Raw genomic sequence first — 26921 nt, 5'->3', positions numbered from 1 at the left:
ATTATGGCTTTTATATTTATAGCTGTTTTAATATAAACATTATAGCAGACAAATACAAATAAGGACTGCTAATGTGTGTGAAAAGTAACTATTTTTTTAGAGAAATTACCTAAGAAAACTATAAACTGTTGAAAATTTAGTGAAGTAAAAAGAGAGGGTAGTGTGAGGGTATGAAAAAAGGTGAGATGTTCTACATCTCACCTTTTAGAGGGTACTTTATATCTTCTGTTATTACTATAACTGATTCAGCATAGAGTTGATTTTATCCAGATTAGGAGTTAAGATAACTTCTATACGTCTGTTCTTCGCTTTGCCCTCAGCAGTGTTGTTACTTGCTAGCGGAGCATATTCACTTCTACCAGCAGCTGTAAGATTTCTCTTATCTATATTGGGTGTTTGCTCTAGAATAGATACGATAGTTAAAGATCGTTTAGTAGATAAGTCCCAATTGGTCTTCACGCCATCTCCTAGATTACCTAATATCTTATCATTATCTGTATGTCCTTCTATCAGTACTGTGATATCGGGGTTGTCCGCTAATACCTTGCCTAGCTCTACTACTGCCTCTTTTCCTTCATCACTGATCGTCCAGCTACCAGATTTAAATAACAATTTGTTTTCCATAGAGACATAGACACGTCCATTTTTTTGTTCGATAGTCAGTCCTCTACCTTCGAATGCGTTTAGGGCATTAGATAGATTGTCTTTTAGAGTACGCATCTGTTTATCATTAGCCGCTAAGATACTTTCTAGCTCAGCTACACGTCTTGATTTCTCTTCTAGTTCCGTTTTGGCTTTAGCTAGTCTAGCAGCTTCTGCTTTTAGTGTTTCTTCACTGTGCTTCTCTAGATTGTTATAAGAACTTTCTAGGTCTCTTAGTTTGTTCTGTGCAGCAGCGATTTCAGCGTTAAGATTACTTCTCTCTTGTTGAAGTTCTTTTAACTGAGCAGCTAGTTGTCTTTTGATATTTTCTAAATCTGTATTAGAACTGTTCATAAGGTCTAATTCACTACTTAGCTGTTCGTTTTCGGCTAATGCATCTTTGTACTGTTGATCTAGTTCATTGTATAACTTGCGTGTCACACATGATGATAACATGGTAAGCGCTAATAAGCCTAGGCTAATCTTTTTAATTGACATAGTTTGTTGTTTTATTAAGGGGAAATAGGGGTTATGCGTCTATCTCTACAAGTATTGGGCAGTGATCAGAGTGCTTTACATCAGGTAGTATAGTCGCATGTTTTATCTTGCTTCTCATATTCTCTGTCACTAAGTGATAGTCTATTCTCCACCCTTTATTATTATTACGAGCATTCGCTCTGTATGTCCACCAGCTGTAGTTATGTGGCTCTTGGTTGAACATACGGAAGCTGTCTATAAAACCATTGTTGATGAACTTGTCTAACCATGCACGTTCTTCTGGCAAGAAACCTGATACTTTAGCATTGCGCACAGGGTCATGGATGTCGATAGCTTGGTGACAAATATTATAGTCTCCACAGATCACTAGGTTTGGAATCTCTTTCTTTAGGTTATCGATATAGCTGAAGAAGTCATCCATATACTGATATTTAAAGTCTAGTCTCTCTATATTAGAGGCAGACGGTAGGTATAGAGACATCACAGAGATATCGTCATAATCTACTCTTAAGTTTCTACCTTCGAAGTCCATATAGTCTATACCTGTTCCGAATACTACGTTTTTAGGCTCTTGCTTACACAAGACAGCTACTCCGCTATACCCTGCTTTCTGAGCAGAATAATAGTATTGGTATGGATACCCAGCAGCTAGAATATCTGCTACAGGTATTTGATCTTCTTTTGCTTTAATTTCTTGTAGACATATAATGTCAGGATTCTCTTCTTGAATCCATTCTATAAATCCTTTGTTTATAGCAGCACGTATTCCATTTACGTTATACGAGATTATCTTCATATAAAATGAGTATGTAGTTTAAAAAATCAAAAATATAAAAAATATATTTTTTGATTTAATATCTTATCTTTGTTTTAATCAGTTATTTATATATTTTGTAATTTCTTTTTTATGAATAATAGTACTAGTCTGACAAAATAAAATGGAATAGCTGAAGATTTTAGTATATTTGTATTACTTAATTTTGAATTTTAATGGGGTTAGTAACGGCGAAAGAAGTAGCAAAGGCAATTAACGTAGATAAGTATGGTTTTTTAGGAACCTTTACAGGGTGGATGTTGATGAAGACGCTTAAAATCACTACGTTAAATAAAATTTACGACCGCAATAAGCATTTGTCTAATCTAGATTTTTTAAATGCTATCTTAGAAGAATTTCAAATTGAATTTGAAATAGATCCAGAAGAACTTAAAAGACTGCCTAAGAAAGGGCCTTATATAACTATTTCTAACCATCCACTAGGAGGGATAGACGGTATTCTATTGCTTAAACTGATGTTAGAGCATGATCCTGATTTTAAAATTATCGCTAACTTCTTATTACATCGCATAGAGCCATTAAAGCCTTATATTATGCCTGTGAATCCTTTTGAGAACAATAAGGATGTTAAATCAAGCGTTATAGGATTAAAAGATACTTTAAGACATTTAAGTGATGGAAAGCCTCTAGGGATATTCCCAGCAGGGGAAGTGTCTACGTATAAAGATGATAAACTTATCGTAGATAAACCTTGGGAAGAAGGAGCTATTAAATTGATAAAGAAAGCAAATGTACCTGTAGTGCCTATTTATTTTCATGCAACAAATAGTAAGTTATTCTATTTCTTGTCTCAGATAAATCCTACGTTACGTACAGCTAAACTGCCTTCTGAACTATTGACTCAAAAAAATAGAGTGATCAAAGTAAGGATAGGTAGACCAATATCAGTAGAAGAACAAAGTGAACACTATGATATAAATGATTATGGTAACTTCCTGCGTTTTAAAACATACTTATTGTCTAATGCATATAAGGATGAAGATATACGTAAATGGATTAAAGTACCATCATTTAATTTCAAATTACCAAAAAGCGTGAAAGATATTATTGAGGCACAGCCAGTAGAGAAGATTTTAGAAGAGATTAATACGCTGAGAGAAGGTGATTATAGATTATTACAGAGTAAGAATTACGAGATATTCTTGTGTAAATCAGATCTAATACCAACAATCCTAATAGAATTAGGACGTTTAAGAGAAATTACGTTTAGACAAGTAGGGGAGGGAACGAATAATGAACTAGACTTAGACCAATACGATAAGTATTATCACCATATGTTCTTATGGGATAATGATACTCAACAGATTTGTGGAGCATATCGTATGGGATTAGGGACAGAGATTTATAAGAAATATGGAATCAATGGGTTCTATCTAAATGAGTTGTTCCGCTTCGAATCTGAGCTTTATCCGATGATGTCTCAGTCTATAGAGATGGGTAGAGCTTTTATTATTAAAGAGTATCAACAAAAACCAATGCCTCTATTCTTATTGTGGAAAGGTATTGTACATACTACATTGAGATATCCTGAGCACAAGTACTTAATCGGTGGAGTGAGTATTAGTAATCAGTTCTCTGATTTCTCTAAATCATTAATGATTGAGTTTATGAGATCACATTATTTTGATCCTTATATTGCCCAGTATGTTACTCCTAAGATGGAATATAAAGTAAATCTTAAGGATAGTGAGAAAGATTTAATCTTTAGTGAGACAGATTCTGATTTAAATAAATTCGATAAGATCATCGAGGATGTAGAACCAGGAAAGTTAAGATTGCCTGTATTGATTAAAAAATACATTAAGCAGAATGCAAAGGTGATTGCTTTTAATGTCGATCCATTGTTTAATAATGCTATAGATGGTCTGATGTATATCAAGATTGCTGATCTACCAGAAAGCACAGTGAAACCTGTAATGGAAGAATTCGAAGCAGAACTTGAAAGAAAGATTCAAGAAGAAAATAACAAAAGCGAAAAGCAACAGTCATAAAAAAAGGAGTTTCTATTGAAACTCCTTTTTGGTTTGTTATAGTAATTTGATTTTGTCTATAATTGTTTGAGCTAGTTTTTCTTTGCTCTCTATAGTCCATCCTCCGATATGAGGGGATAGTAATACATTCTTAGCTTGTATTAAGTATTGCATAGGTTCAGGAAGAGTGTTATCAGAAAACATATTCTCGAAAGAAGACTTCTCGTACTCTAATACGTCTAATGCAGCACCTCTTACTTTACCAGACTTTAAAGCTTCGACTAGATCTGTAGTATTGACAGACTTCCCTCTAGCAGTATTTATAAACCAGAAAGGCTTTTTGAACCCTTGGATTAGTTCCTTGTTGATGAGATACATGGTCTCCGGTGTCTGCGGAGTATGTAGACTTAGGATATCAGCTCTTTCTTGTAACTCTGCTAAGCTTACTTGTTTTGCATAGGCATTCTCTAGTCCTTCTCTGATATCGTGGAAGATTACTTCACAGTCAAACCCTTGTAGGCGTTTGGCAAAAGCATTTCCCATATTTCCATAGCCTATAATACCTACTGTTTTACCTTCTATCTCATGTCCTCTGTTTCCTTCTCTAATCCAGATTCCTTGTCTTACTTCTTGATCGACTAAGTTGAGTTTATTCATTAGGCTTAGTAGCATCCCTAAGGCATGTTCTCCTACTGCAGTTCTATTGCCTTCAGGAGCAGCGATAAGTGCTATACCTTTAGTCTCTGCATATGCACAGTCTATATTCTCTAGTCCAGCACCGACACGTCCAATGAACTTTAAATTAGTTGCTTTCTCTAAAAAAGATTGATCAATAGAAAAGCGACTTCGGATAATGATACCTTCATATTCGTTTATGCTTTCTGCTATTTCTTCTTTACTAGAAGTGTAGTTTTCTACATTTTCGTATCCTAGTTCTGCTAGTTGTGTAATCATTAAAGGATGATTACTATCTATATGTAATACTTTCTTAGTGTTCATTGTTGTGATTTAGCTTTAAATAATCTAGAAACCTAAAATAACCTTTGCAATTGAAAAGTAAATTAAGATTCCGAAGATATCATTACTTGTAGTGATAAAAGGACCTGTAGCTAAAGCAGGGTCTATACCATATTTATTCAGTAAGATCGGAACAAAGGTACCGATAAGACTAGCGATGATTATTACACTAATCAGTGCTATAGATACAGTGATACCTATGATATAATCAACTCCTAATAAGAAGTGACTTCCTAGCATCATCAGAATAGCAAGTAAGAAACCATTTAGTAGACTAAGCGTTACTTCTTTTCCTAATCGTTTCCATATAGATCCAGTGATGGAGTTATTAGCTAGTCCTTGTACGATAATAGCAGAAGATTGAACCCCGACATTACCTGCCATAGCCGCAATAAGAGGGGTGAAGAAGAATAGTACACCAAACTTCTCCATAGCTCCTTCAAAACTTCTAGATACATTAACAGCTACGAACCCACCTATCATCGCTAATATTAACCAAGGTAATCTAGCTCGTGTCAGCATAAGGATACTGTCATTAGCCTCTACGTCTTGAGAAATACCTGCTGCTAGTTGGTAATCTTTATCTGCTTCTTCTTTAATAACGTCTACGATGTCATCAATGGTAATACGACCTACTAACCTTCCCATTTCATCTATAACAGGAATAGCTTCTAAGTCGTACTTCTGCATAATACGAGCTACTTCTATATCTTTTGTGTCTACTTTTACTGAGTCTACATTTCTAATATAGACATCACTAATATGGGTAGTAGTAGAAGAGGTAAGAAGGTCTTTTAGCGACAGTCTACCTTTTAGTCTACCTTCATTATCTATTACATAGATAGAATGTACTCTAGATACGTGCTCAGCCTGTTTGCGCATTTCTTTGACACAAGTAAGTACTGACCAATTCTCATTAACAGAGACATACTCTTTGGCCATTAGTCCCCCTGCAGTGTCCTCGTCATAACGCAATAGTTCAACGATGTCCTTTGCATGCTCTAAATCTTCCAGCTCAGAAAGAACCTCTTCTTTCTTAGATTCTGGTAATTCAGAGATAATATCAGCAGCGTCATCCGTGTCTAATTCATCTAACTCCTCTGCAATTTCTTTTGGAGATAGCGTTTTTAAGATCTTTTCACGGACATCTTCATTTAATTCTAAAAGGATTTCTGCTGTTACTTCACTATCTAATATATCGAATATGTATATCGCTTCTTCTCCAGAAAGCTCATTCATTATCTCTGCTATATCGGCATAGTGTAAATCTTTAAGGATCTCTAATAATTCCTTTTCATTTTTTTCAGCGATTAAATCTTCGAATTGTTGTAAAGATTCTCTACTGATTTTAAACTCCATAGGCTTCTATTTTCTTTGTTAGTTCTATAAATTCTTTATAGTCTAATTGTTCTGGTCTTAAATTAAATACTTCTTCAGATCTTATTTCCTCTGGCAAGTTAAAGCTTTTTAAGCTGTTGCGTAATGTCTTTCTTCTCTGATTAAAGGCAGTTTTTACTACTGTAAAGAATAATTTTTCACTACATGGTAGACTGTAATCCTCTTTACGGATCATACGCATTACCCCTGATTTTACTTTTGGAGGTGGGTTAAATACGTGTTCGTCTACAGTGAATAAATATTCTGTTTCATAGAAAGCTTGTGCTAATACTGAAAGTATACCATAAGCTTTAGTTCCTTTTTTCTCACAGATACGTTCTGCTACTTCCTTTTGGAACATACCTGAGAACTCAGGGATATAGTCTCTTAGTTCTAATGCTCTAAACACGATTTGTGTAGAGATATTATAAGGGAAGTTACCGATTACAGCAAATGGTTCTTGATTAAAAGCACGTACTATATCGAACTTTAGAAAGTCTTGTGCGAATATATGGTCGTGTAGTTTGTTATAATGAGCATGTAAATAGTCTACTGATTCAGTATCTATCTCTACTACGAATGTTTCTATCGGTTTGTCTAATATATATTTTGTTAGAACTCCCATACCTGGACCTATCTCTAATACCTTCTTGTATCCTTCTAATGTCAAGGTATCAGCGATTCTCTTTGCGACACTTTCGTCAGTTAAGAAATGCTGACCTAAGTGTTTTTTTGCTCTTACTTTATCCATGGTTATCTTATTGATGTTCGCTGATTAATTCTAGTTCTGTCTTAAATGTTAGCATAAGCTCACCAAAAAGGCGTTTAGCTTCGATCTCAAAACGATCAAAGTCTTCTTTATAGAACTGATCTAGTAACTCTTTACTCTGTGTTTCGAATTGGATAGAATAAGTTTTTCCTCCCATTTCTTCTTCGATGAGTACTTTGACGATCTTAGCTTTGTCGAACTTTCCTGTTGCTAATATTCCTGGTATATAAGCATTTTTTGTCCATTGCATCCATACGTCATGTGCGCTTTCATGAATGTTGACTGTGATATTATATATGATCATAATTTTAAATACAGTGAATGAATTTATTTTGCAAAGATAAAAAAAGCACCAAATGTCTTATTTCGAATATTTGGTGCTTTTTATTTATAAGGTTATTGGTTTTAATTAGTCGATAATATCAAATCCTGTGTAAGGGCGTAAAACTTCTGGAATTACGATTCCTTCTGGTGTTTGATAGTTTTCTAAGATACCTGCTAGTACACGAGGTAATGCTAGTGAACTACCATTTAAAGTGTGTGCTAATTGGTTTTTACCATCTTTATCTCTGAATCTTAATTTCAATCTATTCGCTTGGAATGTCTCGAAGTTAGATACAGAACTAATTTCTAACCATCTGTCTTGTGCTGTAGAGAACACTTCGAAGTCATAAGTAAGAGCTGATGTGAATCCCATATCTCCACCACATAATCTTAAGATTCTATATGGAAGTTTAAGGTCGTTCAATAGTCCTTTAATATGTTCTACCATTCCGTCTAATGCTTGATAAGAATTATCAGGGTGTTCGATACGTACGATTTCTACTTTGTCAAATTGGTGAAGACGGTTAAGACCTCTTACGTGTGCTCCATATGATCCTGCTTCTCTACGGAAACATGGTGTATAAGCTGTACACATAATTGGTAATTCTGTCTCTTGTAAGATAACATCTCTAAAGATATTAGTCACAGGTACCTCTGCTGTTGGGATTAAGTATAGATCGTCAACTGTACTGTGATACATTTGCCCTTCTTTATCTGGCAATTGTCCTGTACCATATCCTGAAGCCTCATTGATTAAGTGAGGAACTTGATATTCTCTATATCCTGCTTCTGTATTCTTGTCTAAGAAGTAAGAGATTAATGCACGTTGTAGACGAGCTCCTTTACCTTTATATACAGGAAAACCTGCTCCAGTAATTTTATTCCCTAGTTCAAAGTCAATGATGTCATATTTCTTTGCTAATTCCCAGTGTGGTAAAGCTCCTTCATGTAGTGTAGGTACTTCTCCTGCTTCGAATACATTTAAGTTATCATCAGCGTCTTTACCAGCAGGTACGATATCTGTTGGTACGTTTGGTATAGTATATAACTTCTCTGTTAATAATGCAGATACATTATTAAGTTCTTCCGTTAATTGTTTGCTTTGGTCACGTAAGTTTGATGTTTTTTCTTTGATGATTTCAGCTTTTGCTTTTTCACCACTTTTCATCAACTCCCCGATGCTTTTGGATAGTTTGTTCGATTCTGCTAATACATTGTCTAATTCCACCTGTGTGCTTCTTCTTTTCTCATCTAATTCAAGCACTTCTTTTAGCAAATCGGCAACATCAAGATTTCTTTTGGCTAATCCTTTAACCACTTGCTCTTGATTTTCTCTAATAAAAGCTATCTGTAACATATTATAAATATTAATTGTAAAGCAAAGTTAGAAAATACTTTTCTATTAACAGCTATTTTACGTACCTCTTTATAAGTTTTGTAGAACATTATGCACTTTATTTGGTAGTTTATTAGCTTTTCTAAATAATAATTTAATTAATAGAGTAGCTTTGAAATAATATGTAAAGTGCTTTTTAGCTTTATTACACTTTGTTTATCTTGTTATTTATGTGAAAGAATTGATAATTTAAGCCTTGATTTAAAAAAAAGTGAGATTAGTTAAAGTAATATTTTACTTTTGTCTGAATAATATTAGAGTCTGTAAAAAATAAAAATGGATATACTTATTAAATTATCTCAATTCTTATTGAGTTTGTCGTTGTTAATTATCTTACACGAGTTAGGGCATTTTATCCCAGCTAAACTTTTTAAAACACGTGTCGAGAAGTTTTACTTATTTTTTGATGTTAAGTTTTCTTTGTTTAAAAAGAAGATAGGAGATACTGTTTATGGTATTGGGTGGTTGCCATTGGGTGGATATGTAAAAATATCTGGTATGGTGGATGAAAGTATGGATACAGACCAATTAGCAGGTGAGCCACAACCATGGGAGTTTAGATCTAAACCAGCTTGGCAACGTTTGATCATTATGTTAGGTGGAGTTACTGTAAACTTTATTTTAGCTTTTGTTATCTATATTGGGATGGCTTATGCGTATGGTGAGTCATATATTGCTAATAAAGATGTGAAGAGCGGAATCTGGGTTCAGAATCCTATCTTAGAAGACGCTGGTCTTAAAACAGGTGATAAGGTATTGACTGTTGATGGGAAGGAGATTGTGAAGTTTAATAGTCTACCAGAGGCAATCCTTATGGGGAAAGATATCGAGGTAGAACGTGCTGGTGTAGTTGAACATGTACAGTTGCCAGTTGATTTTCTTGGACAAATTACTGAAAATAAAGGAAATGGTTTCATAGGATTGCGTATTCCTTTTATTGTAGCAGGATTTGGAGAGAACTCTATTAATGAAGGTACATTAATGGTTAAAGATATTGTGAAGTCTATTAATGGGGTAGAGACACCTTTCTTTGATATGGTAAGCAATGTTTTAGAAGAGAACAAAGGAAAGACTGTTGCTGTTGTAGTGAATCGCGATGGAAAAGATACGACTGTTGATGTAAAGGTAAATCAAGAAGGTAAGATAGAGACATACTATGCTCCTGCTTTGCCATTTGATAATTTACAAAAACTTGGACTATATGAGATAAGTAGAGAGCAGTATTCCTTAGCTGAGGCTATTCCTGCGGGGTTGCACATGGGGAAAGATAGAATCATGAGTTATTTCGGACAGTTAAAGAAAATTGTACAACCTGAGACAGGTGCATATAAAGGAGTAGGAGGGTTTAAAGCTATTTATGATATCTTCCCTCAGTTTTGGAGCTGGCAAGTATTCTGGAGTATTACAGCGATGTTATCTATCATGTTAGGGGTTATGAATTTATTACCGATCCCTGCTTTAGATGGTGGACATGTAATCTTTTTATTGTACGAAATGATCTCTGGAAGAAAACCAAGTGATAAATTCTTGGGTAACGCTCAGATGGTAGGATTCTTCATACTTATTGCATTATTGTTATTCGCTAATGGGAATGATATTTATAAGGCAATTTTTAATTAGATGAAAAAAATATAAAAAAAATGCTTGTTGTGTTTGCAGAAATGAAAAATCGTATTATATTTGCATCGCAATAAAGGTAAGACATCACCTTCCTCCTTAGCTCAGTTGGTTAGAGCATCTGACTGTTAATCAGAGGGTCCTTGGTTCGAGCCCAAGAGGGGGAGCAGAGAAGCCAGTCATTGACTGGCTTTTTTCTTATAACCTTTTAGGTTATGGAATTTTAAAAACAAGAATACAAGTAAAGAAATTTACTTTTTAAGGGGATTTGAAAAGCGATATCGAATAGGTATCGCTTTTCGCTTTTCTAGAATATCTGTGATATATTATATATTAAGGTATATAAGAGAATGATTGTTTAATGCTTGAATTCTTTAAAGAAAAGAAATAATTATAGAGTAAAGCTCTTGTCGGTAGGCAAGAGCTTTTTTTTGGTCTTAGAGAAATGTTTACAACCTTAGGTTTGTGTCATCTTTTTTTCTTTCTTCAAAAAAAGCATACCTATATAAGTAGATCAACTATAAAAAGGAAGATAAAACACCTTTATATAGGATAAAGTAACATCTATACATAGACAGAAAGGCTATATGAAGGCGTATTCTCAATTATTACACATATATAATAGAGTACAATATTAAGTACTGCTCTTTACGTATATATAGTATAGAAATGCCATAAGGCTATAATCTCTAAAAAAGACAAAAAAACTTTCACTCGTAAAAGGTGATATAATAGAGAGTTATGAAATACTTTTCAAAAACCTTTAAAAAAAGGCAAAGATAAGTTTGGAAGTAATGGAAAAGATACTACTTTTGCATCCGCATTAGAGAAGTGATAACGACTCTAGAGGCAGACGATCATAAACAAAAAGTGAAGCAAGAACGACTAAAAAATAAGCTTTAAAAAATTTATAAAAATAAATTTGGATAAGTAAAAAATAAGGTAGTATCTTTGCAGTCCGCTTCAGTAAAAATGGGAGTTGAGCGAAAAAATAAAGAAAAATATTTTCAAAATAAGTTTTGCTAATTCAAAATAAGTTTTTACTTTTGCACTCGCTTTGAAAAACAAGTGAGACTTAGAAATAAGAAGACAACGTTCATAAACATATTGGATTGACAGCATACAAATAAGAGAGTAAGGCAAATCGCAAGATTTGGGATTATACTTTTTTAATTTACGAAATTAAAAATATACGATGAAGAGTTTGATCCTGGCTCAGGATGAACGCTAGCGGCAGGCCTAACACATGCAAGTCGAGGGGTAGAAAGAGCTTGCTTTTTTGAGACCGGCGCACGGGTGAGTAACGCGTATGCAACCTACCTTATACAGGGGAATAGCCCGAAGAAATTCGGATTAATGCTCCATGGTTTATCGATATGGCATCGTATTGATAATAAAGATTTATCGGTATAAGATGGGCATGCGTATCATTAGCTAGTTGGTGTGGTAACGGCATACCAAGGCGACGATGATTAGGGGTCCTGAGAGGGAGATCCCCCACACTGGTACTGAGACACGGACCAGACTCCTACGGGAGGCAGCAGTGAGGAATATTGGTCAATGGAGGCAACTCTGAACCAGCCATGCCGCGTGCAGGATGACGGTCCTATGGATTGTAAACTGCTTTTGTACAGGAAGAAACCTCTCTACGTGTAGAGACTTGACGGTACTGTAAGAATAAGGATCGGCTAACTCCGTGCCAGCAGCCGCGGTAATACGGAGGATCCGAGCGTTATCCGGAATTATTGGGTTTAAAGGGTTCGTAGGCGGCTTTGTAAGTCAGTGGTGAAATTTCCTAGCTTAACTAGGACACGGCCATTGATACTGCAGAGCTTGAATAATATGGAAGTAACTAGAATATGTAGTGTAGCGGTGAAATGCTTAGATATTACATGGAATACCAATTGCGAAGGCAGGTTACTACGTATTTATTGACGCTGATGAACGAAAGCGTGGGGAGCGAACAGGATTAGATACCCTGGTAGTCCACGCCGTAAACGATGGATACTAGCTGTTCGGTTTTCGGACTGAGTGGCTAAGCGAAAGTGATAAGTATCCCACCTGGGGAGTACGTTCGCAAGAATGAAACTCAAAGGAATTGACGGGGGCCCGCACAAGCGGTGGAGCATGTGGTTTAATTCGATGATACGCGAGGAACCTTACCAGGGCTTAAATGTAGATTGACAGATTTGGAAACAGATTTTTCTTCGGACAATTTACAAGGTGCTGCATGGTTGTCGTCAGCTCGTGCCGTGAGGTGTCAGGTTAAGTCCTATAACGAGCGCAACCCCTATTGTTAGTTACCAGCGCGTTAAGGCGGGGACTCTAGCAAGACTGCCGGTGCAAACCGTGAGGAAGGTGGGGATGACGTCAAATCATCACGGCCCTTACGTCCTGGGCTACACACGTGCTACAATGGCAAGTACAGAAAGCAGCTACCTGGCAACAGGATGCGAATCTCCAAAGCTTGTCTCAGTTCGGATTGGAGTCTGCAACTCGACTCTATGAAGCTGGAATCGCTAGTAATCGGATATCAGCCATGATCCGGTGAATACGTTCCCGGGCCTTGTACACACCGCCCGTCAAGCCATGGAAGCTGGGGGTACCTGAAGTCGGTGACCGCAAGGAGCTGCCTAGGGTAAAACTAGTAACTAGGGCTAAGTCGTAACAAGGTAGCCGTACCGGAAGGTGCGGCTGGAACACCTCCTTTCTAGAGAATAATTAATAAGTATGATACTTTACTCTCGCTGTTAATACCAAAAAAAAGAATAAAAGAATTAAGTAATACAGAGTCTAGTAGCTCAGCTGGTTAGAGTACTACACTGATAATGTAGGGGTCGGCAGTTCGAGTCTGCCCGGGACTACTAGTTTACTAGTTCAAAAAGGAATATTTTAGAGGTTGCGTTATCCACAACCCACAAGGCACAGATAACACACTATCTAACTTATGGGGGATTAGCTCAGCTGGCTAGAGCGCCTGCCTTGCACGCAGGAGGTCATCGGTTCGACTCCGATATTCTCCACAAGGACAAAAGTCCATAAGTTCATTGACATATTGATAAAACTTAACTAACAAAACAGTTAGAAAGAATAAAAAGATATAGAAATATATAGAAAGTACGATTCGAAAGAATTGTAAGCACATAAGCAAAATAAGGGCGTATGGGGAATGCCTAGGCTCTCAGAGGCGAAGAAGGACGTGATAAGCTGCGAAAAGCTACGGGGATTGGCACACACGAGTTGATCCGTAGATATCCGAATGGGGCAACCCACTATATTGAAGATATAGTATCCTAATAGGAGGCGAACCCGCTGAACTGAAACATCTAAGTAGGCGGAGGAGAAGAAAACAAAAGTGATTCCGTAAGTAGTGGCGAGCGAACGCGGAATAGCCCAAACCAAAGTTGTTACGGCAATTTTGGGGTTGTAGGACCACGACATTTCTTGCGGATTTAATGAGAATTACCTGGAAAGGTAAACCGAAGAGGGTGATAGTCCCGTATTGGTAAGAGAAGATAAGAATAGTGGTATCCTGAGTAGGTCGGGGCACGTGAAACCTTGATTGAAACTGGCGGGACCATCCGCTAAGGCTAAATACTCCTGAGAGACCGATAGTGAACCAGTACCGTGAGGGAAAGGTGAAAAGAACCGTGAATAACGGAGTGAAACAGATCCTGAAACCATACGCCTACAAGCGGTCGGAGCTTCTTTGTGGGGTGACGGCGTGCCTTTTGCATAATGAGCCTACGAGTTACCGTTGCTGGCAAGGATAAGTGATTAAGTCATGGATCCGTAGCGAAAGCGAGTCTTAATAGGGCGCTTTAGTCAGTAGTGGTAGACGCGAAACCGTGTGATCTACCCATGGGCAGGTTGAAGTTTAGGTAACACTAAATGGAGGACCGAACCGTTTAACGCTGAAAAGTTTTCGGATGACCTGTGGGTAGGGGTGAAAGGCCAATCAAACTCGGAAATAGCTCGTACTCCCCGAAATGCATTTAGGTGCAGCGATGATCGATAGTTACTTAGAGGTAGAGCTACTGATTGGATGCGGGGGCTTCACCGCCTACCAATTCCTGACAAACTCCGAATGCTAAGTAATGATAATCATCAGTGAGGGCATGGGTGCTAAGGTCCATGTCCGAGAGGGAAAGAACCCAGACCATCAGCTAAGGTCCCCAAATGTATGCTAAGTTGAAAAAACGCGGTTTGATTGCCCAGACAGCTAGGATGTTGGCTTGGAAGCAGCCATTCATTTAAAGAGTGCGTAACAGCTCACTAGTCGAGCGATCGAGCATGGATAATAATCGGGCATAAGTATACTACCGAAGCTATGGATTTGCGCAGTAATGCGTAAGTGGTAGGGGAGCATTCTAACGGCGCAGAAGGTGATTTGTGAGAATTGCTGGAGCTTTTAGAAAAGAAAATGTAGGCATAAGTAACGATAAGGGGTGCGAGAAACACCCCCGCCGTAAGACTAAGGTTTCCTCAGCTATGCTAATCAGCTGAGGGTTAGTCGGGACCTAAGGCACACCCGAAGGGGGACGTCGATGGCCAACGGGTTAATATTCCCGTACTACTAATAATTGTGATGGAGTGACACAGTGATGAAAGCACCGCGAACTGACGGAATAGTTCGTTGAAGCACGTACCTATAGGTTTGATAGTAAAATGCGTCAGACTTGGAGAAATGCGATAGTACTTTGAGTCTTCGGACAACGAGATAGTGTGCCTAAGGGCTGTCAAGAAAAGCTTCTAAACTTAGATTATTAGTACCCGTACCGTAAACCGACACAGGTAGTCGAGGAGAGTATCCTAAGGCGCTCGAGAGATTCATGGCTAAGGAACTAGGCAAAATAGACCTGTAACTTCGGGAGAAAGGTCGCCAGCGCAAGCTGGCCGCAGTGAAAAGGTCCAGGCGACTGTTTATCAAAAACACAGGGCTCTGCAAAATCGTAAGATGACGTATAGGGCCTGACACCTGCCCGGTGCTGGAAGGTTAAGAGGAGATGTTATCGATGATTTATTGTTGAGAAGCATTGAATTGAAGCCCCAGTAAACGGCGGCCGTAACTATAACGGTCCTAAGGTAGCGAAATTCCTTGTCGGGTAAGTTCCGACCTGCACGAATGGTGTAACGATCTGGACACTGTCTCAGCCATGAGCTCGGTGAAATTGTAGTATCGGTGAAGATGCCGATTACCCGCAGTGGGACGAAAAGACCCTGTGCACCTTTACTATAGCTTAGTATTGTTCTTGGATAAGTGATGTGTAGGATAGGTGGGAGACTGTGAAATGGCGTCGCTAGGCGTTGTGGAGTCATTGTTGAAATACCACCCTTTGCTTATTTGAGATCTAACTCCTTGATTGAGGAGGACATTGCTTGGTGGGTAGTTTGACTGGGGTGGTCGCCTCCAAAAGAGTAACGGAGGCTTCTAAAGGTTCCCTCAGCACGCTTGGTAACCGTGCGTAGAGTGCAATGGTATAAGGGAGCTTGACTGAAAGACTAACAAGTCGAACAGGTACGAAAGTAGAGCATAGTGATCCGGTGGTTCCGCATGGAAGGGCCATCGCTCAAAGGATAAAAGGTACGCCGGGGATAACAGGCTGATCTCCCCCAAGAGCTCATATCGACGGGGGGGTTTGGCACCTCGATGTCGGCTCGTCACATCCTGGGGCTGGAGAAGGTCCCAAGGGTTGGGCTGTTCGCCCCATTAAAGTGGCACGCGAGCTGGGTTCAGAACGTCGTGAGACAGTTCGGTCTCTATCTACTGTGGGCGTTAGAAATTTGAGTGGATCTGATTCTAGTACGAGAGGACCGAATTGGACCAACCTCTAGTGCATCTGTTGTCTCGCCAGGGGCATCGCAGAGTAGCTACGTTGGGAAGGGATAAGCGCTGAAAGCATATAAGTGCGAAACCCACCACAAGATGAGATTTCTTTAAAGGGTCGTTGGAGATTACAACGTTGATAGGCTATAGATGTAAAGACAGTAATGTCAAAGTCGAGTAGTACTAATAACCCGTAAGCTTATGTGAATCTCCCCTTGTTTTTAACAAGGGGAGGGCAACTTTCTAAAATATAGTTAAGTTTAAAATATCAATATAGTTAAAAATATTAGTTACGTTAAAGTAACAACCGATTTAAGGTGGTTATTGCAGCGGGGCTCACCTCTTCCCATTTCGAACAGAGAAGTTAAGCCCGCTAGCGCAGATGGTACTGCTAACCAGTGGGAGAGTATGTCGCCGCCTTTCTTTAGAAATCCCCAATCTCGTGTGAGGTTGGGGATTTTTTTGTTTATATAGGGTAGGTGTATTTTGTACTTATAAACGTTTTACAGGAAGAAGTATCGTTGTTTATAATAACTTTTGAAATATGTTCTAATGCTATAAAAAAGAGCCCTATAGGCTCTTATTCTTTTTGAAGATCATTTACTTTATCGAGTATATATTCCATTTCATATCCTTTTCTGTGTAGGAACCCAATTAGTTTTTGTTTTTTTTTATTTATGTCTTTATCTGTTAAAGATTGCCAACGTTGTTCTGCTAGTTTATTTAGCGTTTCGAAGTACATAGTATCGTCTATTTCAGTCATCGCTATTTTTATTAGGTTAGCTGATATTTTTCTGATTTTAAGTTCTCCAAGTATTCTATTTTTTCCCCATCCACTAATTCTATGTTTGCCTCTTGCAAAACTACGAGCAAAGCGTTCTTCGTTTAGAAATTTATTATTAATTAAATAAACTAGTATTTCATCGTGTAGATCAGAGGAAACTTTTAAATTAAATAATTTAGATATAACTTCAGTATGACATCTGTCTTGATAAGCACAAAAATGTTCTAATTTATTTTTTGCTTGTTCTAGTGTTAAGGACATGTTCTTATTCTTTATCAATTTATTTTATTCCTAGTCTTTTATGAGTATTGATTATAGCTTTTTTGTTTTTGTAATCAATCCAATCTTGTCCTTTTAATCTTCTCATGAAATTATCAAAATATCTCATTACAGTAATATTATAGATTGCTTTTCCAAGGTTACTATATTTAGAAGGGAATGCTCTTAAGCTCATAGATATACTTGGCGTAAGGTATTTCATATAGTGCCAATAACCTTCAGGCATATAAAGCATTTCTCCATGTTTTAGATTACAGATATATCCTTTTACATATTTTAAAGCAGGCCATTTATTAAAATCAGGATTGTTAAAATCAATGTCTTCTCTGGATATTAATGAATGAGGTATTTTATACATGTATTTTGTTTGGTCTGGTGAAAATAGCATACATTGCTTTTCTCCATTGAAATTAAAATGTAGTATATTAGAATAATCAATATCAAAGTGCATGAATACTTTTGAGTTTGTTCCTCCAAAGAATAACATTGGAAGTTGTTTTACTAGCCGAAGTCCTAATTTTGGCCATTTAAAATCACTCTTAAGACTTGGAACTTCTTTCATTATATTATAAAGAAAGATTCTATAATTTGTTGGGCCTTTTTCAAGTAGATCTATGTAATCAGCCATCTTCATTGTTGCATGTGCTTCATTAAACCCATCTTTATGTGAAACAGGTCTATCATCATATAGGGGTACTATTTTCTCACCTGCTATTTCCTTTATATAATTTAAGCGCCATTTTTCGTAAGCAGGCCAATCTTCAGTTAAGTTTTCTATTACAACAGGAATCTGTTTTTTAAAATATTTTTCAATAAAGTCTTTTTCAGAGATAGATTTTACTCTTTCTATTTCTTGAAGTTGTAATTCTTTCATACTATTTTACATTAATACTTCTTTTAAGTGCTTTTACATTAAATATATGTAACTTCAAATTTAATAAATCATTACTAGTTTTTAATATAAGTTATTCGTTTATTAAGTTTAATGGCTATAGAAGTTATTAGTTCTTCTGTAAGAATAAGTTCTAGGTTATTTAAAGTAGAATATGTTAGATTTATTTGTAATAGTTGTATATTTAAAATAAAAATTATGAGTATAACTAAGAGTTATTTATTAGAGTTAGGACATGAGGTAAATAGTACAAAAAAGATAGTAGCTTGCGTACCTACTGATAAATGGGGCTGGAAGCCTCATGAAAAATCTATGAGCTTAGGCGATTTAGCAAAGCATATTGTAGAATTAATAATTTGGACTGAGAATATCTTAACAAAGGATGGTTTGGATTTTCAAGTAGATTACAAGCCTTTAGAAGCCAAAACTACTGAAGAGCTATTGGTTCTTCTAGACAAGTATGAAAAGGCTGTTATATCAGCTTTAAATATGTTTGATGAAGAAAAATGGATGTCTGAGTGGAAGTTAAAATCAGGAGATCATATAATCGTTGCTATGCCAAAGGTTGGAGCTAATCGATTTATTGTAAATAACCATATTTATCACCATAGAGGACAATTATCAGTTTATTTACGTTTGTTAGATATACCTATCCCTGGTATGTATGGGCCTTCAGCCGATGATGTTAAATAAAAATATATAAATTAAAAAAGCCTAACTCTATGAGTTAGGCTTTTTTTGTGCCCGGAGTGGGAATCGAACCCACACTCCGAAGAACACGAGTTTGAGTCGTGCGCGTCTACCAATTCCGCCATCCGGGCTGATGACTTATTGTTTGTGAGTGCAAATGTAGATAAAAAAAATTAGGTACAAAGAAAAAATATAAAAAAAATCGTTTTCTCAATTTATATTTTATAAATTTGCACCGCTTAATAAATATAGTTAAGCTCTAACTCGCAACATAACAACTAATTATATAATGTCATATTTCGAACCAGACGCTAAGATTTTTGCATGTGCTCAGAGCGTTGAGCTTGCTGAGAAAATTGCAAAAGCATACGGAGTAGAATTAGGAAAAGTAACTCTATCACATTACAGTGATGGAGAGTTTCAACCTTCTTTTGAAGAATCAATTAGAGGACGAAGAGTTTTCTTAGTATGTTCTACATTTCCGTCATCAGATAACCTGATGGAATTGTTACTAATGTGTGATGCTGCTAAACGTGCATCAGCAAGACATATTACGGCTGTAATTCCTTATTTTGGATGGGCTAGACAGGATAGAAAGGACAAACCAAGGGTTCCAATTGGAGCGAAATTAGTTGCTAAATTGCTTGAATCAGCAGGGGCAACTCGTATCATGACTATGGATTTACATGCAGATCAAATCCAAGGATTCTTTGAAAAACCAGTAGATCATTTATATGCATCTACAATCTTTTTACCTTATGTAAAAAGCTTAAAACTTGATAATTTAACAATTGCATCTCCTGATATGGGAGGATCTAAGAGAGCTTATGCTTACTCTAAGTTTTTAGAGTCAGATGTTGTAATTTGTTATAAACAACGTAAGCAAGCTAATGTTATTGATAAAATGGAGTTAATAGGAGATGTTACAGGACGTAACGTAATCTTAGTTGACGATATGATTGATACAGGAGGTACTTTAGCTAAAGCAGCTGATATGATGATGGAGCGTGGAGCATTAAGCGTTAGAGCTATATGTACACATGCTATTTTATCAGGTAGTGCTTATGAGAAAATAGAACAATCAGCTATTCAAGAATTAATCGTTACAGATTCAATTCCTTTGAAGAAGCCTTGTGATAAAATAAGAGTATTAAGTTGTGCTCCATTATTTGCAGAAGTAATGCACAATGTACATGCTAATGAGTCTATTAGTAAGACTTTTGTAGTTTAGAATTTATTAATTTTTTAAATATATTTAAATGAAATCAATTACGATTAAAGGATCTGAAAGAGAAAGCGTAGGTAAAGTATCAACTAAAGCCTTACGTAATGCTGGAATGGTACCTTGCGTGTTATACGGAGGAACTGAAGCAGCTGTGCATTTTTCTGCTGAAGAAAAAGCATTCAAAAATTTAGTTTACACTCCAAACGTACACACAGTGGTAATTGAGTTGGAAGGTGGAAAAAAATTCAACGCTATCTTACAAGATATCCAATTCCACCCAGTAAGCGATAAAATCTTACACATCGATTTCTATCAATTACATGACGATAAAGAAATTACATTAGATGTTCCAGTGAAAATCGTTGGAAACTCTAAAGGAGTAATGGCTGGAGGGGTATTAAACCTAAACTTACGTAAATTGAAAGTTAAGGCTTTACCAGCTAACTTACCTGACTTCGTAGAAGTAAACATTTCTAACTTAGAAATGGGGAACAAATTATATGTTACTGATGTACCTGTTAACAATTACAAATTGTTACACACTGATAACACTGTAATCTGTCAAGTAAGAATTTCTCGTGCAGCTATGAAAGCAGCTCAAGAAGCAGCAAAAGCAGCAAAAGCTACTCCAAAGAAAAAATAATTCTTTTGAGAAGATATTTATTAAGAGCATCTGTGTTTACACAGGTGCTTTTTTTATGTCTTAAAATAAGGTTACTTCTTTCCTTTAATGTACTTTTGTAACACAATTAATTATGTCATTAATAGAAGGATGAAGAAGTTTTTAATTATAGGATTAGGAAATATCGGTGCTGAGTATATCAACACTCGTCATAATATCGGTTTTAAAGTAGTAGACGAAATAGCTAATGAGCTTGGAGGGGATTGGCAAACTGTAAAACTAGGAAGCTTAGCAGAAGTAAAGATAAAAGGTAGAACACTTTTATTATTAAAACCTAATACATATATGAATCTAAGTGGTAAAGCGGTTCAGTATTGGATGGAGAAAGAAAAGATACCAGTAGAGAATATTTTAGTGATTACAGATGATTTAAATCTAGCTTTCGGAACCATTAGAATAAAACCAAAAGGATCTGATGGCGGACACAATGGATTAAAAAGTATTCAAGGTACTTTAAACTCTGCTGCATATCCTCGTTTTAGATTTGGTATCAGCGATGAATTTAAGAAAGGACAGCAAGTTGACTATGTTTTAGGGGTATGGGATGAGAAAGAGAAAGAACAGTTGCCAGAACGTCTTAAAATGGCTTCCAAAGCAGTACAAGAGTTTGCTCTAGGAGGGTTAAATAATGCTATGAATACTTATAACGGAAAGTAGATTAAGTAAAACTTATAAAGTAAAAAAGGAGTTACTCATTGAGTAACTCCTTTTTTTATCATTAAACCTGTGGTTTTACCACATTGATATGTAATTCTTCTAATTGTTCTGGAGTGATAGTTGACGGAGCGTCAATCATTACATCTCTACCAGAGTTGTTTTTAGGGAATGCGATGAAATCTCTAATCGTCTCTTGCCCTCCTAAGATAGCTACTAATCTATCTAAACCAAAAGCTAGACCTCCATGAGGTGGTGCTCCATATTGGAACGCATTCATTAAGAAACCAAATTGTTTTTCAGCTTCTTCTTTGCTAAATCCAAGGTGTTTAAACATTAACTCTTGAGTAGCTTTATCGTGAATACGAATAGAACCTCCTCCGATTTCGTTACCGTTTAATACCATATCATAAGCATTAGCACGTACCTTACCTGGGTCTGTATCTAATAATGGAATATCTTCTACTTTAGGTGAAGTAAATGGATGGTGCATAGCGAAGTAACGCCCAGCTTCTTCGTCATACTCGAATAGAGGGAAGTCGATAACCCACAATGGTGCGAACTCATCAGACTTTCTTAATCCCATACGATTACCTAATTCCATACGTAGAGCACTTAATTGAGCTCTTGTTTTATTTGCAGGACCAGAAAGCACTAAGATTAAGTCACCAGCTTTAGCACCAGTCACCTCAGCCCATTGCTTAAGATCTTCTTGATCATAGAATTTATCTACAGAAGACTTAAATGATCCATCTGCTTCACATTTACAGTACACCATACCAGAAGCACCTACTTGTGGGCGTTTTACCCAGTCAATAAGAGCATCTATCTCTTTACGAGTGTACGAAGCAGCACCTGGTACAGCTATACCTACTACTAACTCCGCACTATTAAATACACCGAATTCTTTATGTTGAGCTACAGCATTTAACTCACCGAACTCCATCCCAAAACGGATATCTGGTTTGTCATTACCGTATTTGCGCATTGCTTCTTCAAAAGTCATACGAGGGAACTTATCAACTTCAATTCCATGAACTGATTTTAATAAATGCCTAGTCATTCCTTCGAATGTATCCATAACATCTTCTTGGTTTACGAATGCCATCTCACAGTCTATCTGAGTAAACTCAGGCTGTCTATCAGCACGTAAATCCTCGTCACGGAAACATTTTACTATTTGGAAGTATCTATCCATACCACCTACCATTAACAACTGTTTGAATGTTTGTGGTGATTGTGGTAAAGCGTAGAATTCTCCAGCATTCATACGAGAAGGCACTACGAAGTCACGAGCTCCTTCAGGAGTAGAACTAATTAAGTAAGGAGTTTCTACCTCACAGAAATCTTGAGCAGAAAGATAATTTCTTACCTCTTGAGCTACCTTGTGTCTAAACAATAAATTGTTCTTCACTGGATTTCTACGGATATCTAAGTAACGGTATTTCATACGGATATCTTCTCCACCATCAGTATCATCTTCGATAGTAAATGGAGGAACAGCAGATTCGTTTAATACTGTTAGCGTGTCTACTAAAATCTCAATATCTCCAGTAGGGATATTTGGGTTTTTAGAAGCGCGTTCGATTACTTGTCCTTTTACTTGAATTACAAACTCTCGTCCTAGGTTTTTAGCTGCTTCGAATACTGCTTTATCAGTTCTCTCTGCATCAAAGATTAATTGTGTAATCCCGTAACGGTCACGTAAATCAACCCAAATCATAAAACCTTTATCGCGATGCTTGCTTACCCATCCTGATAGGGTAACTTCTGTATTTATATCCGAAGCTCTTAAGGCTCCGCAATTATGCGTTCTGTACATTGCTAAAAATTATTTCCTACAAATTTATAAACTTATTATGAATGATAGAATAAAAGCCAAAACAATATGCCTTAGATTTTATAAATATCTATTTTTAAGCTGTTTCCCTTTTTTTCATTTTGATAAATACATAAGCCAATATCGCTCCACATAGTGCTAATCCTGCACCTACCCATTCAGGAGAATTATAACCTAATCCCATGGTGATAGGAAGTCCTCCTAATGAAGCTCCTAATGCATTACCGATATTGAAGGATGCTTGTCCAGCAGAAGCGGCCAACATTTCAGAACCTTTCGCATTATTGATTAACAACATTTGTAAAGGCGAACCGATCGTGAACGCTACTAATCCTGTGATAAGTGACATTGCATAAGCCATCCATTGAATATGTACAGTGTAATATACGATAATTAAACAAGTTGCCATGGCACAGAAAGAGAAAATAACTGCTTTAGCAGGCGGAAAGGTATCTGCTAATTTTCCTCCTACGAAGTTTCCTAAGAACATACCTAACCCTACTAAGGTCATGACTAAAGGTATCTTTGCTTCTGATATTAGAGCGATATTAGTCATCATCGGTGCGATATAACTGATCCAAGCAAAAAGTCCTCCTGTACCAATAGAGATTAACGCTACCAATACCCAGGCTATAGGTGTTTTAAAGAAAGCGGTTTGTTTCTTTAGATTTGTTTCTTTGTCTGCTTCTAGTTTAGGTATCCAAAATGCGATAGTGATAGCAGATACGATTCCTAAAGAAGCGATTAACATATAGGCTGTTCTCCATGAATATTCTTGTCCGATGTATGTACTCAACGGCACTCCTACTAGATTAGCCGTAGTAAGCCCTGCGAACATAATGGCTACTGCTTGTGCCTCTTTTCCTTTTTGAGCTAATCGTGTTGCTACCACAGATCCTACCCCAAAGAATGCTCCGTGAGGAAGTCCTGACATAAAACGCGAGATAATTAGCGTTGTATAACTTGGAGACAATACGAATAGTAAGTGAAAGAATGAGAACATCACCATTAGCGCCATCAATACTTTATGAGGAGCGTATTTATTAGAAGACATTACTAGTAATGGAGCTCCTACTACTACTCCTAATGCATAAGTAGAAATGAAGTTACCCGCTTTAGGTATGCTTATTTGTAAGTCTTTAGCGATGTCAGGTAGTAGTCCCATCATTGAGAATTCTGTCATTCCGATGGCTAATCCACCTACAGCTAATGCTATTAAACTTTTGTTCATTGTTGTTTTACTGAGTTTGATTTTATGTAATATTATTGTGTTTCTTTTCCTCTTTCGTATTGATTCGCCCATGCTAAACTCACACCTAGTTCATTAGCCGCTCTCATGACGAAGTGAGGATCTCTTAGAAATTCTCTACCGAGTAGGATACAGTCAGCTTGATTAGCCATTAGTATATCTTCTGCTTGTTGTCCTGTTTTGATTAGACCTACCGTACCTACTAGTATATTAGACTGTTGTTTGATTGCTTCAGCAAAAGGAACTTGATAATTAACCTCAACCTTTATTTGCTGATGTCTTACTAGTCCTCCTGTACTTACATCTATTAGTTCTACTCCTTTTTCTTTTACTATTTTAGAGAGTTCGATACTATCTTCTAGTGTCCATCCTCCATCAGCCCAGTCAGTAGCTGATATTCTTAACCAAAGGCTTTGAGTAGACAAGACTGATTTAACCGCTTCTATTACTTCTAGCACAAATCTAATCCTATTCTCAAAAGTACCTCCATACTCATCTGTACGTAGATTGGTTAGTGGAGATAAGAACTGATGTAGTAAGTAACCATGTGCACCGTGTAGCTCTATGATTTCATAACCTGCTTTTACAGCACGCTCAGCCCCTTGTTTAAAAGCTTCTACTATTCTCTTAATCTCTTCTCTATCCATTGCTATAGGAAGGTTTTCTCCTTCGTTGAAGGAAATAGCAGAAGGAGCTATAGTTTGCCACCCGTTCTCATTATTGGGAGCTATCTGTGCTCTATTTATCCATGGCTTGTCACAGCTTGCCTTTCTTCCTGCATGAGCTAGTTGTATACAAGGTACAGAACCTTGACTTTTTATAAACTCTGTTATCTGCTTTAGTTTACTGATATGTTTATCAGACCATATTCCTAGATCAGCATAAGTTATTCTTCCTTCCGGACTTATGGCTGTCGCTTCTTGTATAATAGCTCCCACTTTTCCTATAGCGAATTGGCCATAGTGTACGAGGTGCCAGTCACTCGCAAAACCATTATGTGCAGAATACTGACACATTGGAGAAACAATAATTTTATTGTGTAGAGTATTGTCCTTTAGTTTTAAAGGAGAAAATAGAGTTTTCATAATTTGTGTGTTGTTTGGTTGTGCAAAATTATTAAATACTAAATAAAATAGAAGGTCTTTTGTCCTAAAAGGTTGTTTTTCTTTCAATTTGTTTATACTTCATACGCAGATGTTTAAATAGGAGTTTTTATCTTTGTTTGGAATTGTTTTAAATAAAAAGGAAATGAAAAAGACCTCTAAGATTTTAATGAGTTTACTATTAACTACAGTTTTGTTTACGAGTTGTAAGCAAGAGAGTAGTAAACCAACTTCTGATGAAAAGATCTCTATCGAGAATATGGGAAGAACGATTACTTTTAATAAAGAGTTGAAGGATGTAGTTGTTTTAGATGTGGGTGCGATAGATAATATGGTAGAATTAGGTATCCCTTTTAAGGGAATGGCAAAGCTGTATAGTCCAAAGTATTTATCTAAGTATACAGATAATCCTAATATTGCTAATGTAGGAGCTGCCATGCAACCTAATTTTGAGGAAGTGAGTAAAGTGTCTCCGGATCTTATTATTATGAGTAATTGGTTTGAAAAAGACTATCCAGAGTTCTCTAAGATTGCTCCTACAGTTTCTATAGGTAGCTCAGGAAGTAACTATCTTGATAGCACTAAGGAGAATCTAAAGGTAATAGGAAGTATATTTCAAGTAGAAGTAAAAACAGATGCTCTGATTAAGAATATTGATGATAAGGTGGCCGAGATAAAAGATTTATTAAGTAAGAGTGATGAGAAGGCTTTACTTATTATGTATAATTCTAAGTCATATAGAGAGTTCGGTGTAGATTCTAGATATGGATTTGTCTTTGATAAGTTAGGAGTGAAGTCTGTAGCACCAGAGCTTAAAAGTACAAGTGATTACGGAAACTTAGTGTCAAGTGAATTTATTCTAGAGCACAACCCTGATATTATCTTCATTATCGATAGAGGAGCAGTGATAGAAGGGATTGTAGCTGATAAGGGGGAACTAGAGAACCCATTGATTCAGAAGACAAATGCTTATAAAAATGGAAAGATAGTATATCTAAATCCGGATATATGGTATCTAGCAGGGGGTGGGTATATCTCATTGAATATCATGTTAGACGAAATACATAATGCCTATAAGAAGTAAGTCAATAAAGTCTCACGTAAGTGGGACTTTATCGGTTTAGTTATAACGCTGTATGTATTAATCTTATGTAGGGAAGGCCTGAGTATGTCTAGGGTATGCTAGATTATTTAATGATTAGTTTATAGAGAAAAATCGCATTATGTTAGTGTGTTCTCAAAAAGGAAGTA

The 26921-nt window shown here is 36.6% G+C and carries 19 protein-coding genes, 4 tRNA genes and 3 rRNA genes; 13 read left to right on the top strand and 13 right to left on the bottom strand.

Translation table 11 applies throughout. The annotated features are described in order from the left end of the window. Window positions 1–234: 234 nt before the first annotated feature. Together MPR_RS17720 and MPR_RS17715 are read right to left on the bottom strand one after the other, a co-directional pair. Window positions 235–1140 (bottom strand): OmpA/MotB family protein, encoded by a 906-nt coding sequence (locus MPR_RS17720; RefSeq protein ID WP_041894908.1) that lies wholly within the window; start codon window positions 1138–1140, stop codon window positions 235–237. Between the two features lie 31 nt (window positions 1141–1171). Further along, on the bottom strand, window positions 1172–1936 hold the full coding sequence (locus MPR_RS17715) for an exodeoxyribonuclease III (protein WP_041894906.1): 765 nt from the start codon (window positions 1934–1936) through the stop codon (window positions 1172–1174). Between the two features lie 194 nt (window positions 1937–2130). On the opposite strand from MPR_RS17715, the gene MPR_RS17710 reads away from it, so the two are divergent. Continuing rightward, window positions 2131–3966, top strand: a complete 1836-nt coding sequence (locus MPR_RS17710) for a GNAT family N-acyltransferase (protein ID WP_041894904.1) — start codon at window positions 2131–2133, stop codon at window positions 3964–3966. A 36-nt stretch (window positions 3967–4002) separates the two neighbouring features. On the opposite strand, the gene MPR_RS17705 is transcribed toward MPR_RS17710, so the two are convergent. From MPR_RS17705 to serS, 5 genes are all read right to left on the bottom strand, one after another. Then, complete coding sequence (locus tag MPR_RS17705) at window positions 4003–4944, bottom strand: 2-hydroxyacid dehydrogenase (RefSeq protein ID WP_041894901.1); 942 nt, start codon at window positions 4942–4944, stop codon at window positions 4003–4005. Between the two features lie 24 nt (window positions 4945–4968). Continuing rightward, window positions 4969–6321 carry a magnesium transporter gene (gene mgtE, locus MPR_RS17700; RefSeq protein ID WP_016649864.1) on the bottom strand — a complete coding sequence of 451 codons (1353 nt, stop codon included), beginning with the start codon at window positions 6319–6321 and terminating at the stop codon, window positions 4969–4971. Further along, window positions 6311–7090 carry a 16S rRNA (adenine(1518)-N(6)/adenine(1519)-N(6))-dimethyltransferase RsmA gene (rsmA, locus tag MPR_RS17695; protein ID WP_006258031.1) on the bottom strand — a complete coding sequence of 260 codons (780 nt, stop codon included), beginning with the start codon at window positions 7088–7090 and terminating at the stop codon, window positions 6311–6313. Before rsmA ends, mgtE begins: the two co-directional genes overlap by 11 nt. 7 nt (window positions 7091–7097) lie before the next feature. Beyond that, the gene (locus tag MPR_RS17690; RefSeq protein ID WP_041894898.1) at window positions 7098–7412 is read right to left on the bottom strand and encodes a DUF4286 family protein; all 315 of its coding nucleotides are present in this window, start codon (window positions 7410–7412) and stop codon (window positions 7098–7100) included. Between the two features lie 105 nt (window positions 7413–7517). Further along, complete coding sequence (gene serS, locus MPR_RS17685) at window positions 7518–8789, bottom strand: serine--tRNA ligase (protein ID WP_041894897.1); 1272 nt, start codon at window positions 8787–8789, stop codon at window positions 7518–7520. A gap of 315 nt (window positions 8790–9104) precedes the next feature. Here serS and rseP point away from each other — a divergent pair, with 315 nt between their 5' ends. The 7 genes from rseP (at window position 9105) to rrf (ending at window position 16695) form a co-directional block, all read left to right on the top strand. Then, window positions 9105–10448 (top strand): RIP metalloprotease RseP, encoded by a 1344-nt coding sequence (gene rseP, locus MPR_RS17680; RefSeq protein WP_041894894.1) that lies wholly within the window; start codon window positions 9105–9107, stop codon window positions 10446–10448. 90 nt (window positions 10449–10538) lie between these two features. Further along, a tRNA-Asn gene (locus MPR_RS17675) sits at window positions 10539–10612 on the top strand. Between the two features lie 1025 nt (window positions 10613–11637). Continuing rightward, window positions 11638–13155, top strand: a 16S ribosomal RNA gene (locus MPR_RS17670). An 80-nt stretch (window positions 13156–13235) separates the two neighbouring features. Continuing rightward, window positions 13236–13309: transfer RNA gene (locus MPR_RS17665), tRNA-Ile, on the top strand. A gap of 85 nt (window positions 13310–13394) precedes the next feature. Beyond that, window positions 13395–13468 (top strand) — tRNA-Ala (locus MPR_RS17660). A gap of 118 nt (window positions 13469–13586) precedes the next feature. Next, window positions 13587–16479, top strand: a 23S ribosomal RNA gene (locus MPR_RS17655). A gap of 106 nt (window positions 16480–16585) precedes the next feature. Further along, a 5S ribosomal RNA gene (rrf, locus tag MPR_RS17650) occupies window positions 16586–16695 on the top strand. The 16S, 23S and 5S rRNA genes sit together here with 2 tRNA genes alongside, the layout of an rRNA operon. A 157-nt stretch (window positions 16696–16852) precedes the next feature. Here the strand turns inward: rrf and MPR_RS17645 are convergent. Both MPR_RS17645 and MPR_RS17640 read right to left on the bottom strand, forming a co-directional pair. Next, a complete protein-coding gene (locus MPR_RS17645) occupies window positions 16853–17317 on the bottom strand; it encodes a regulatory protein RecX (RefSeq protein ID WP_041894893.1) in 465 nt (154 codons plus the stop codon). A gap of 19 nt (window positions 17318–17336) precedes the next feature. Further along, entirely contained in the window at window positions 17337–18209 is an 873-nt protein-coding gene (locus tag MPR_RS17640; RefSeq protein WP_041894891.1) for a cupin-like domain-containing protein, read from the bottom strand. A gap of 216 nt (window positions 18210–18425) precedes the next feature. On the opposite strand from MPR_RS17640, the gene MPR_RS17635 reads away from it, so the two are divergent. Continuing rightward, window positions 18426–18920: a DinB family protein gene (locus tag MPR_RS17635; RefSeq protein WP_041895648.1), complete on the top strand. Its 495-nt coding sequence runs from the start codon at window positions 18426–18428 to the stop codon at window positions 18918–18920. 48 nt (window positions 18921–18968) lie between these two features. Here MPR_RS17635 and MPR_RS17630 read toward each other — a convergent pair. After that, window positions 18969–19048: transfer RNA gene (locus tag MPR_RS17630), tRNA-Leu, on the bottom strand. A 158-nt stretch (window positions 19049–19206) separates the two neighbouring features. Between MPR_RS17630 and MPR_RS17625 the strand changes: the two genes are divergently transcribed. The 3 genes from MPR_RS17625 to pth all read left to right on the top strand — a co-directional run bounded on the left by MPR_RS17625 (window position 19207) and on the right by pth (window position 21481). Next, window positions 19207–20148 carry a ribose-phosphate pyrophosphokinase gene (locus MPR_RS17625; RefSeq protein WP_006259932.1) on the top strand — a complete coding sequence of 314 codons (942 nt, stop codon included), beginning with the start codon at window positions 19207–19209 and terminating at the stop codon, window positions 20146–20148. 28 nt (window positions 20149–20176) lie between these two features. Beyond that, window positions 20177–20785 (top strand): 50S ribosomal protein L25/general stress protein Ctc, encoded by a 609-nt coding sequence (locus tag MPR_RS17620; RefSeq protein WP_041894888.1) that lies wholly within the window; start codon window positions 20177–20179, stop codon window positions 20783–20785. Between the two features lie 129 nt (window positions 20786–20914). Beyond that, on the top strand, window positions 20915–21481 hold the full coding sequence (gene pth / locus MPR_RS17615; protein WP_006259930.1) for an aminoacyl-tRNA hydrolase: 567 nt from the start codon (window positions 20915–20917) through the stop codon (window positions 21479–21481). Window positions 21482–21542: 61 nt separating this feature from the next. Here the strand turns inward: pth and aspS are convergent, their stop codons facing one another. The 3 genes from aspS to MPR_RS17600 form a co-directional block, all read right to left on the bottom strand. Then, on the bottom strand, window positions 21543–23300 hold the full coding sequence (gene aspS / locus MPR_RS17610) for an aspartate--tRNA ligase (RefSeq protein ID WP_041894886.1): 1758 nt from the start codon (window positions 23298–23300) through the stop codon (window positions 21543–21545). A 94-nt stretch (window positions 23301–23394) separates the two neighbouring features. Continuing rightward, window positions 23395–24549 carry an MFS transporter gene (locus tag MPR_RS17605; protein ID WP_041894884.1) on the bottom strand — a complete coding sequence of 385 codons (1155 nt, stop codon included), beginning with the start codon at window positions 24547–24549 and terminating at the stop codon, window positions 23395–23397. Window positions 24550–24581: 32 nt separating this feature from the next. Beyond that, the gene (locus MPR_RS17600) at window positions 24582–25652 is read right to left on the bottom strand and encodes an NADH:flavin oxidoreductase/NADH oxidase (RefSeq protein ID WP_041894882.1); all 1071 of its coding nucleotides are present in this window, start codon (window positions 25650–25652) and stop codon (window positions 24582–24584) included. Window positions 25653–25815: 163 nt separating this feature from the next. Here MPR_RS17600 and MPR_RS17595 point away from each other — a divergent pair, with 163 nt between their 5' ends. Beyond that, complete coding sequence (locus tag MPR_RS17595; RefSeq protein WP_041894880.1) at window positions 25816–26754, top strand: siderophore ABC transporter substrate-binding protein; 939 nt, start codon at window positions 25816–25818, stop codon at window positions 26752–26754. The last annotated feature ends 167 nt before the right edge of the window (window positions 26755–26921 follow it).

Origin of the sequence: Myroides profundi (genome assembly GCF_000833025.1) — a bacterium.
GTDB lineage: Bacteria > Bacteroidota > Bacteroidia > Flavobacteriales > Flavobacteriaceae > Flavobacterium > Flavobacterium profundi_A.
Note: the sequence above shows the minus strand (reverse complement) of the source record. Positions and strands in the feature narration are given on the sequence as shown.

Bases quoted from the DNA above. Each gene is read 5' to 3' on its own strand.
- MPR_RS17620 (WP_041894888.1), top strand. From the start codon at position 20,177: ATGAAATCAATTACGATTAAAGGATCTGAAAGAGAAAGCGTAGGTAAA.
- MPR_RS17705 (WP_041894901.1), bottom strand. From the start codon at position 4,944: ATGAACACTAAGAAAGTATTACATATAGATAGTAATCATCCTTTAATG.
- MPR_RS17625 (WP_006259932.1), top strand. From the start codon at position 19,207: ATGTCATATTTCGAACCAGACGCTAAGATTTTTGCATGTGCTCAGAGC.
- mgtE (WP_016649864.1), bottom strand. From the start codon at position 6,321: ATGGAGTTTAAAATCAGTAGAGAATCTTTACAACAATTCGAAGATTTA.
- serS (WP_041894897.1), bottom strand. From the start codon at position 8,789: ATGTTACAGATAGCTTTTATTAGAGAAAATCAAGAGCAAGTGGTTAAA.
- rsmA (WP_006258031.1), bottom strand. From the start codon at position 7,090: ATGGATAAAGTAAGAGCAAAAAAACACTTAGGTCAGCATTTCTTAACT.
- MPR_RS17635 (WP_041895648.1), top strand. From the start codon at position 18,426: ATGAGTATAACTAAGAGTTATTTATTAGAGTTAGGACATGAGGTAAAT.
- MPR_RS17720 (WP_041894908.1), bottom strand. From the start codon at position 1,140: ATGTCAATTAAAAAGATTAGCCTAGGCTTATTAGCGCTTACCATGTTA.
- pth (WP_006259930.1), top strand. From the start codon at position 20,915: ATGAAGAAGTTTTTAATTATAGGATTAGGAAATATCGGTGCTGAGTAT.
- MPR_RS17605 (WP_041894884.1), bottom strand. From the start codon at position 24,549: ATGAACAAAAGTTTAATAGCATTAGCTGTAGGTGGATTAGCCATCGGA.
- rseP (WP_041894894.1), top strand. From the start codon at position 9,105: ATGGATATACTTATTAAATTATCTCAATTCTTATTGAGTTTGTCGTTG.
- MPR_RS17640 (WP_041894891.1), bottom strand. From the start codon at position 18,209: ATGAAAGAATTACAACTTCAAGAAATAGAAAGAGTAAAATCTATCTCT.
- MPR_RS17715 (WP_041894906.1), bottom strand. From the start codon at position 1,936: ATGAAGATAATCTCGTATAACGTAAATGGAATACGTGCTGCTATAAAC.
- MPR_RS17645 (WP_041894893.1), bottom strand. From the start codon at position 17,317: ATGTCCTTAACACTAGAACAAGCAAAAAATAAATTAGAACATTTTTGT.
- MPR_RS17595 (WP_041894880.1), top strand. From the start codon at position 25,816: ATGAAAAAGACCTCTAAGATTTTAATGAGTTTACTATTAACTACAGTT.
- MPR_RS17710 (WP_041894904.1), top strand. From the start codon at position 2,131: ATGGGGTTAGTAACGGCGAAAGAAGTAGCAAAGGCAATTAACGTAGAT.
- aspS (WP_041894886.1), bottom strand. From the start codon at position 23,300: ATGTACAGAACGCATAATTGCGGAGCCTTAAGAGCTTCGGATATAAAT.
- MPR_RS17690 (WP_041894898.1), bottom strand. From the start codon at position 7,412: ATGATCATATATAATATCACAGTCAACATTCATGAAAGCGCACATGAC.
- MPR_RS17600 (WP_041894882.1), bottom strand. From the start codon at position 25,652: ATGAAAACTCTATTTTCTCCTTTAAAACTAAAGGACAATACTCTACAC.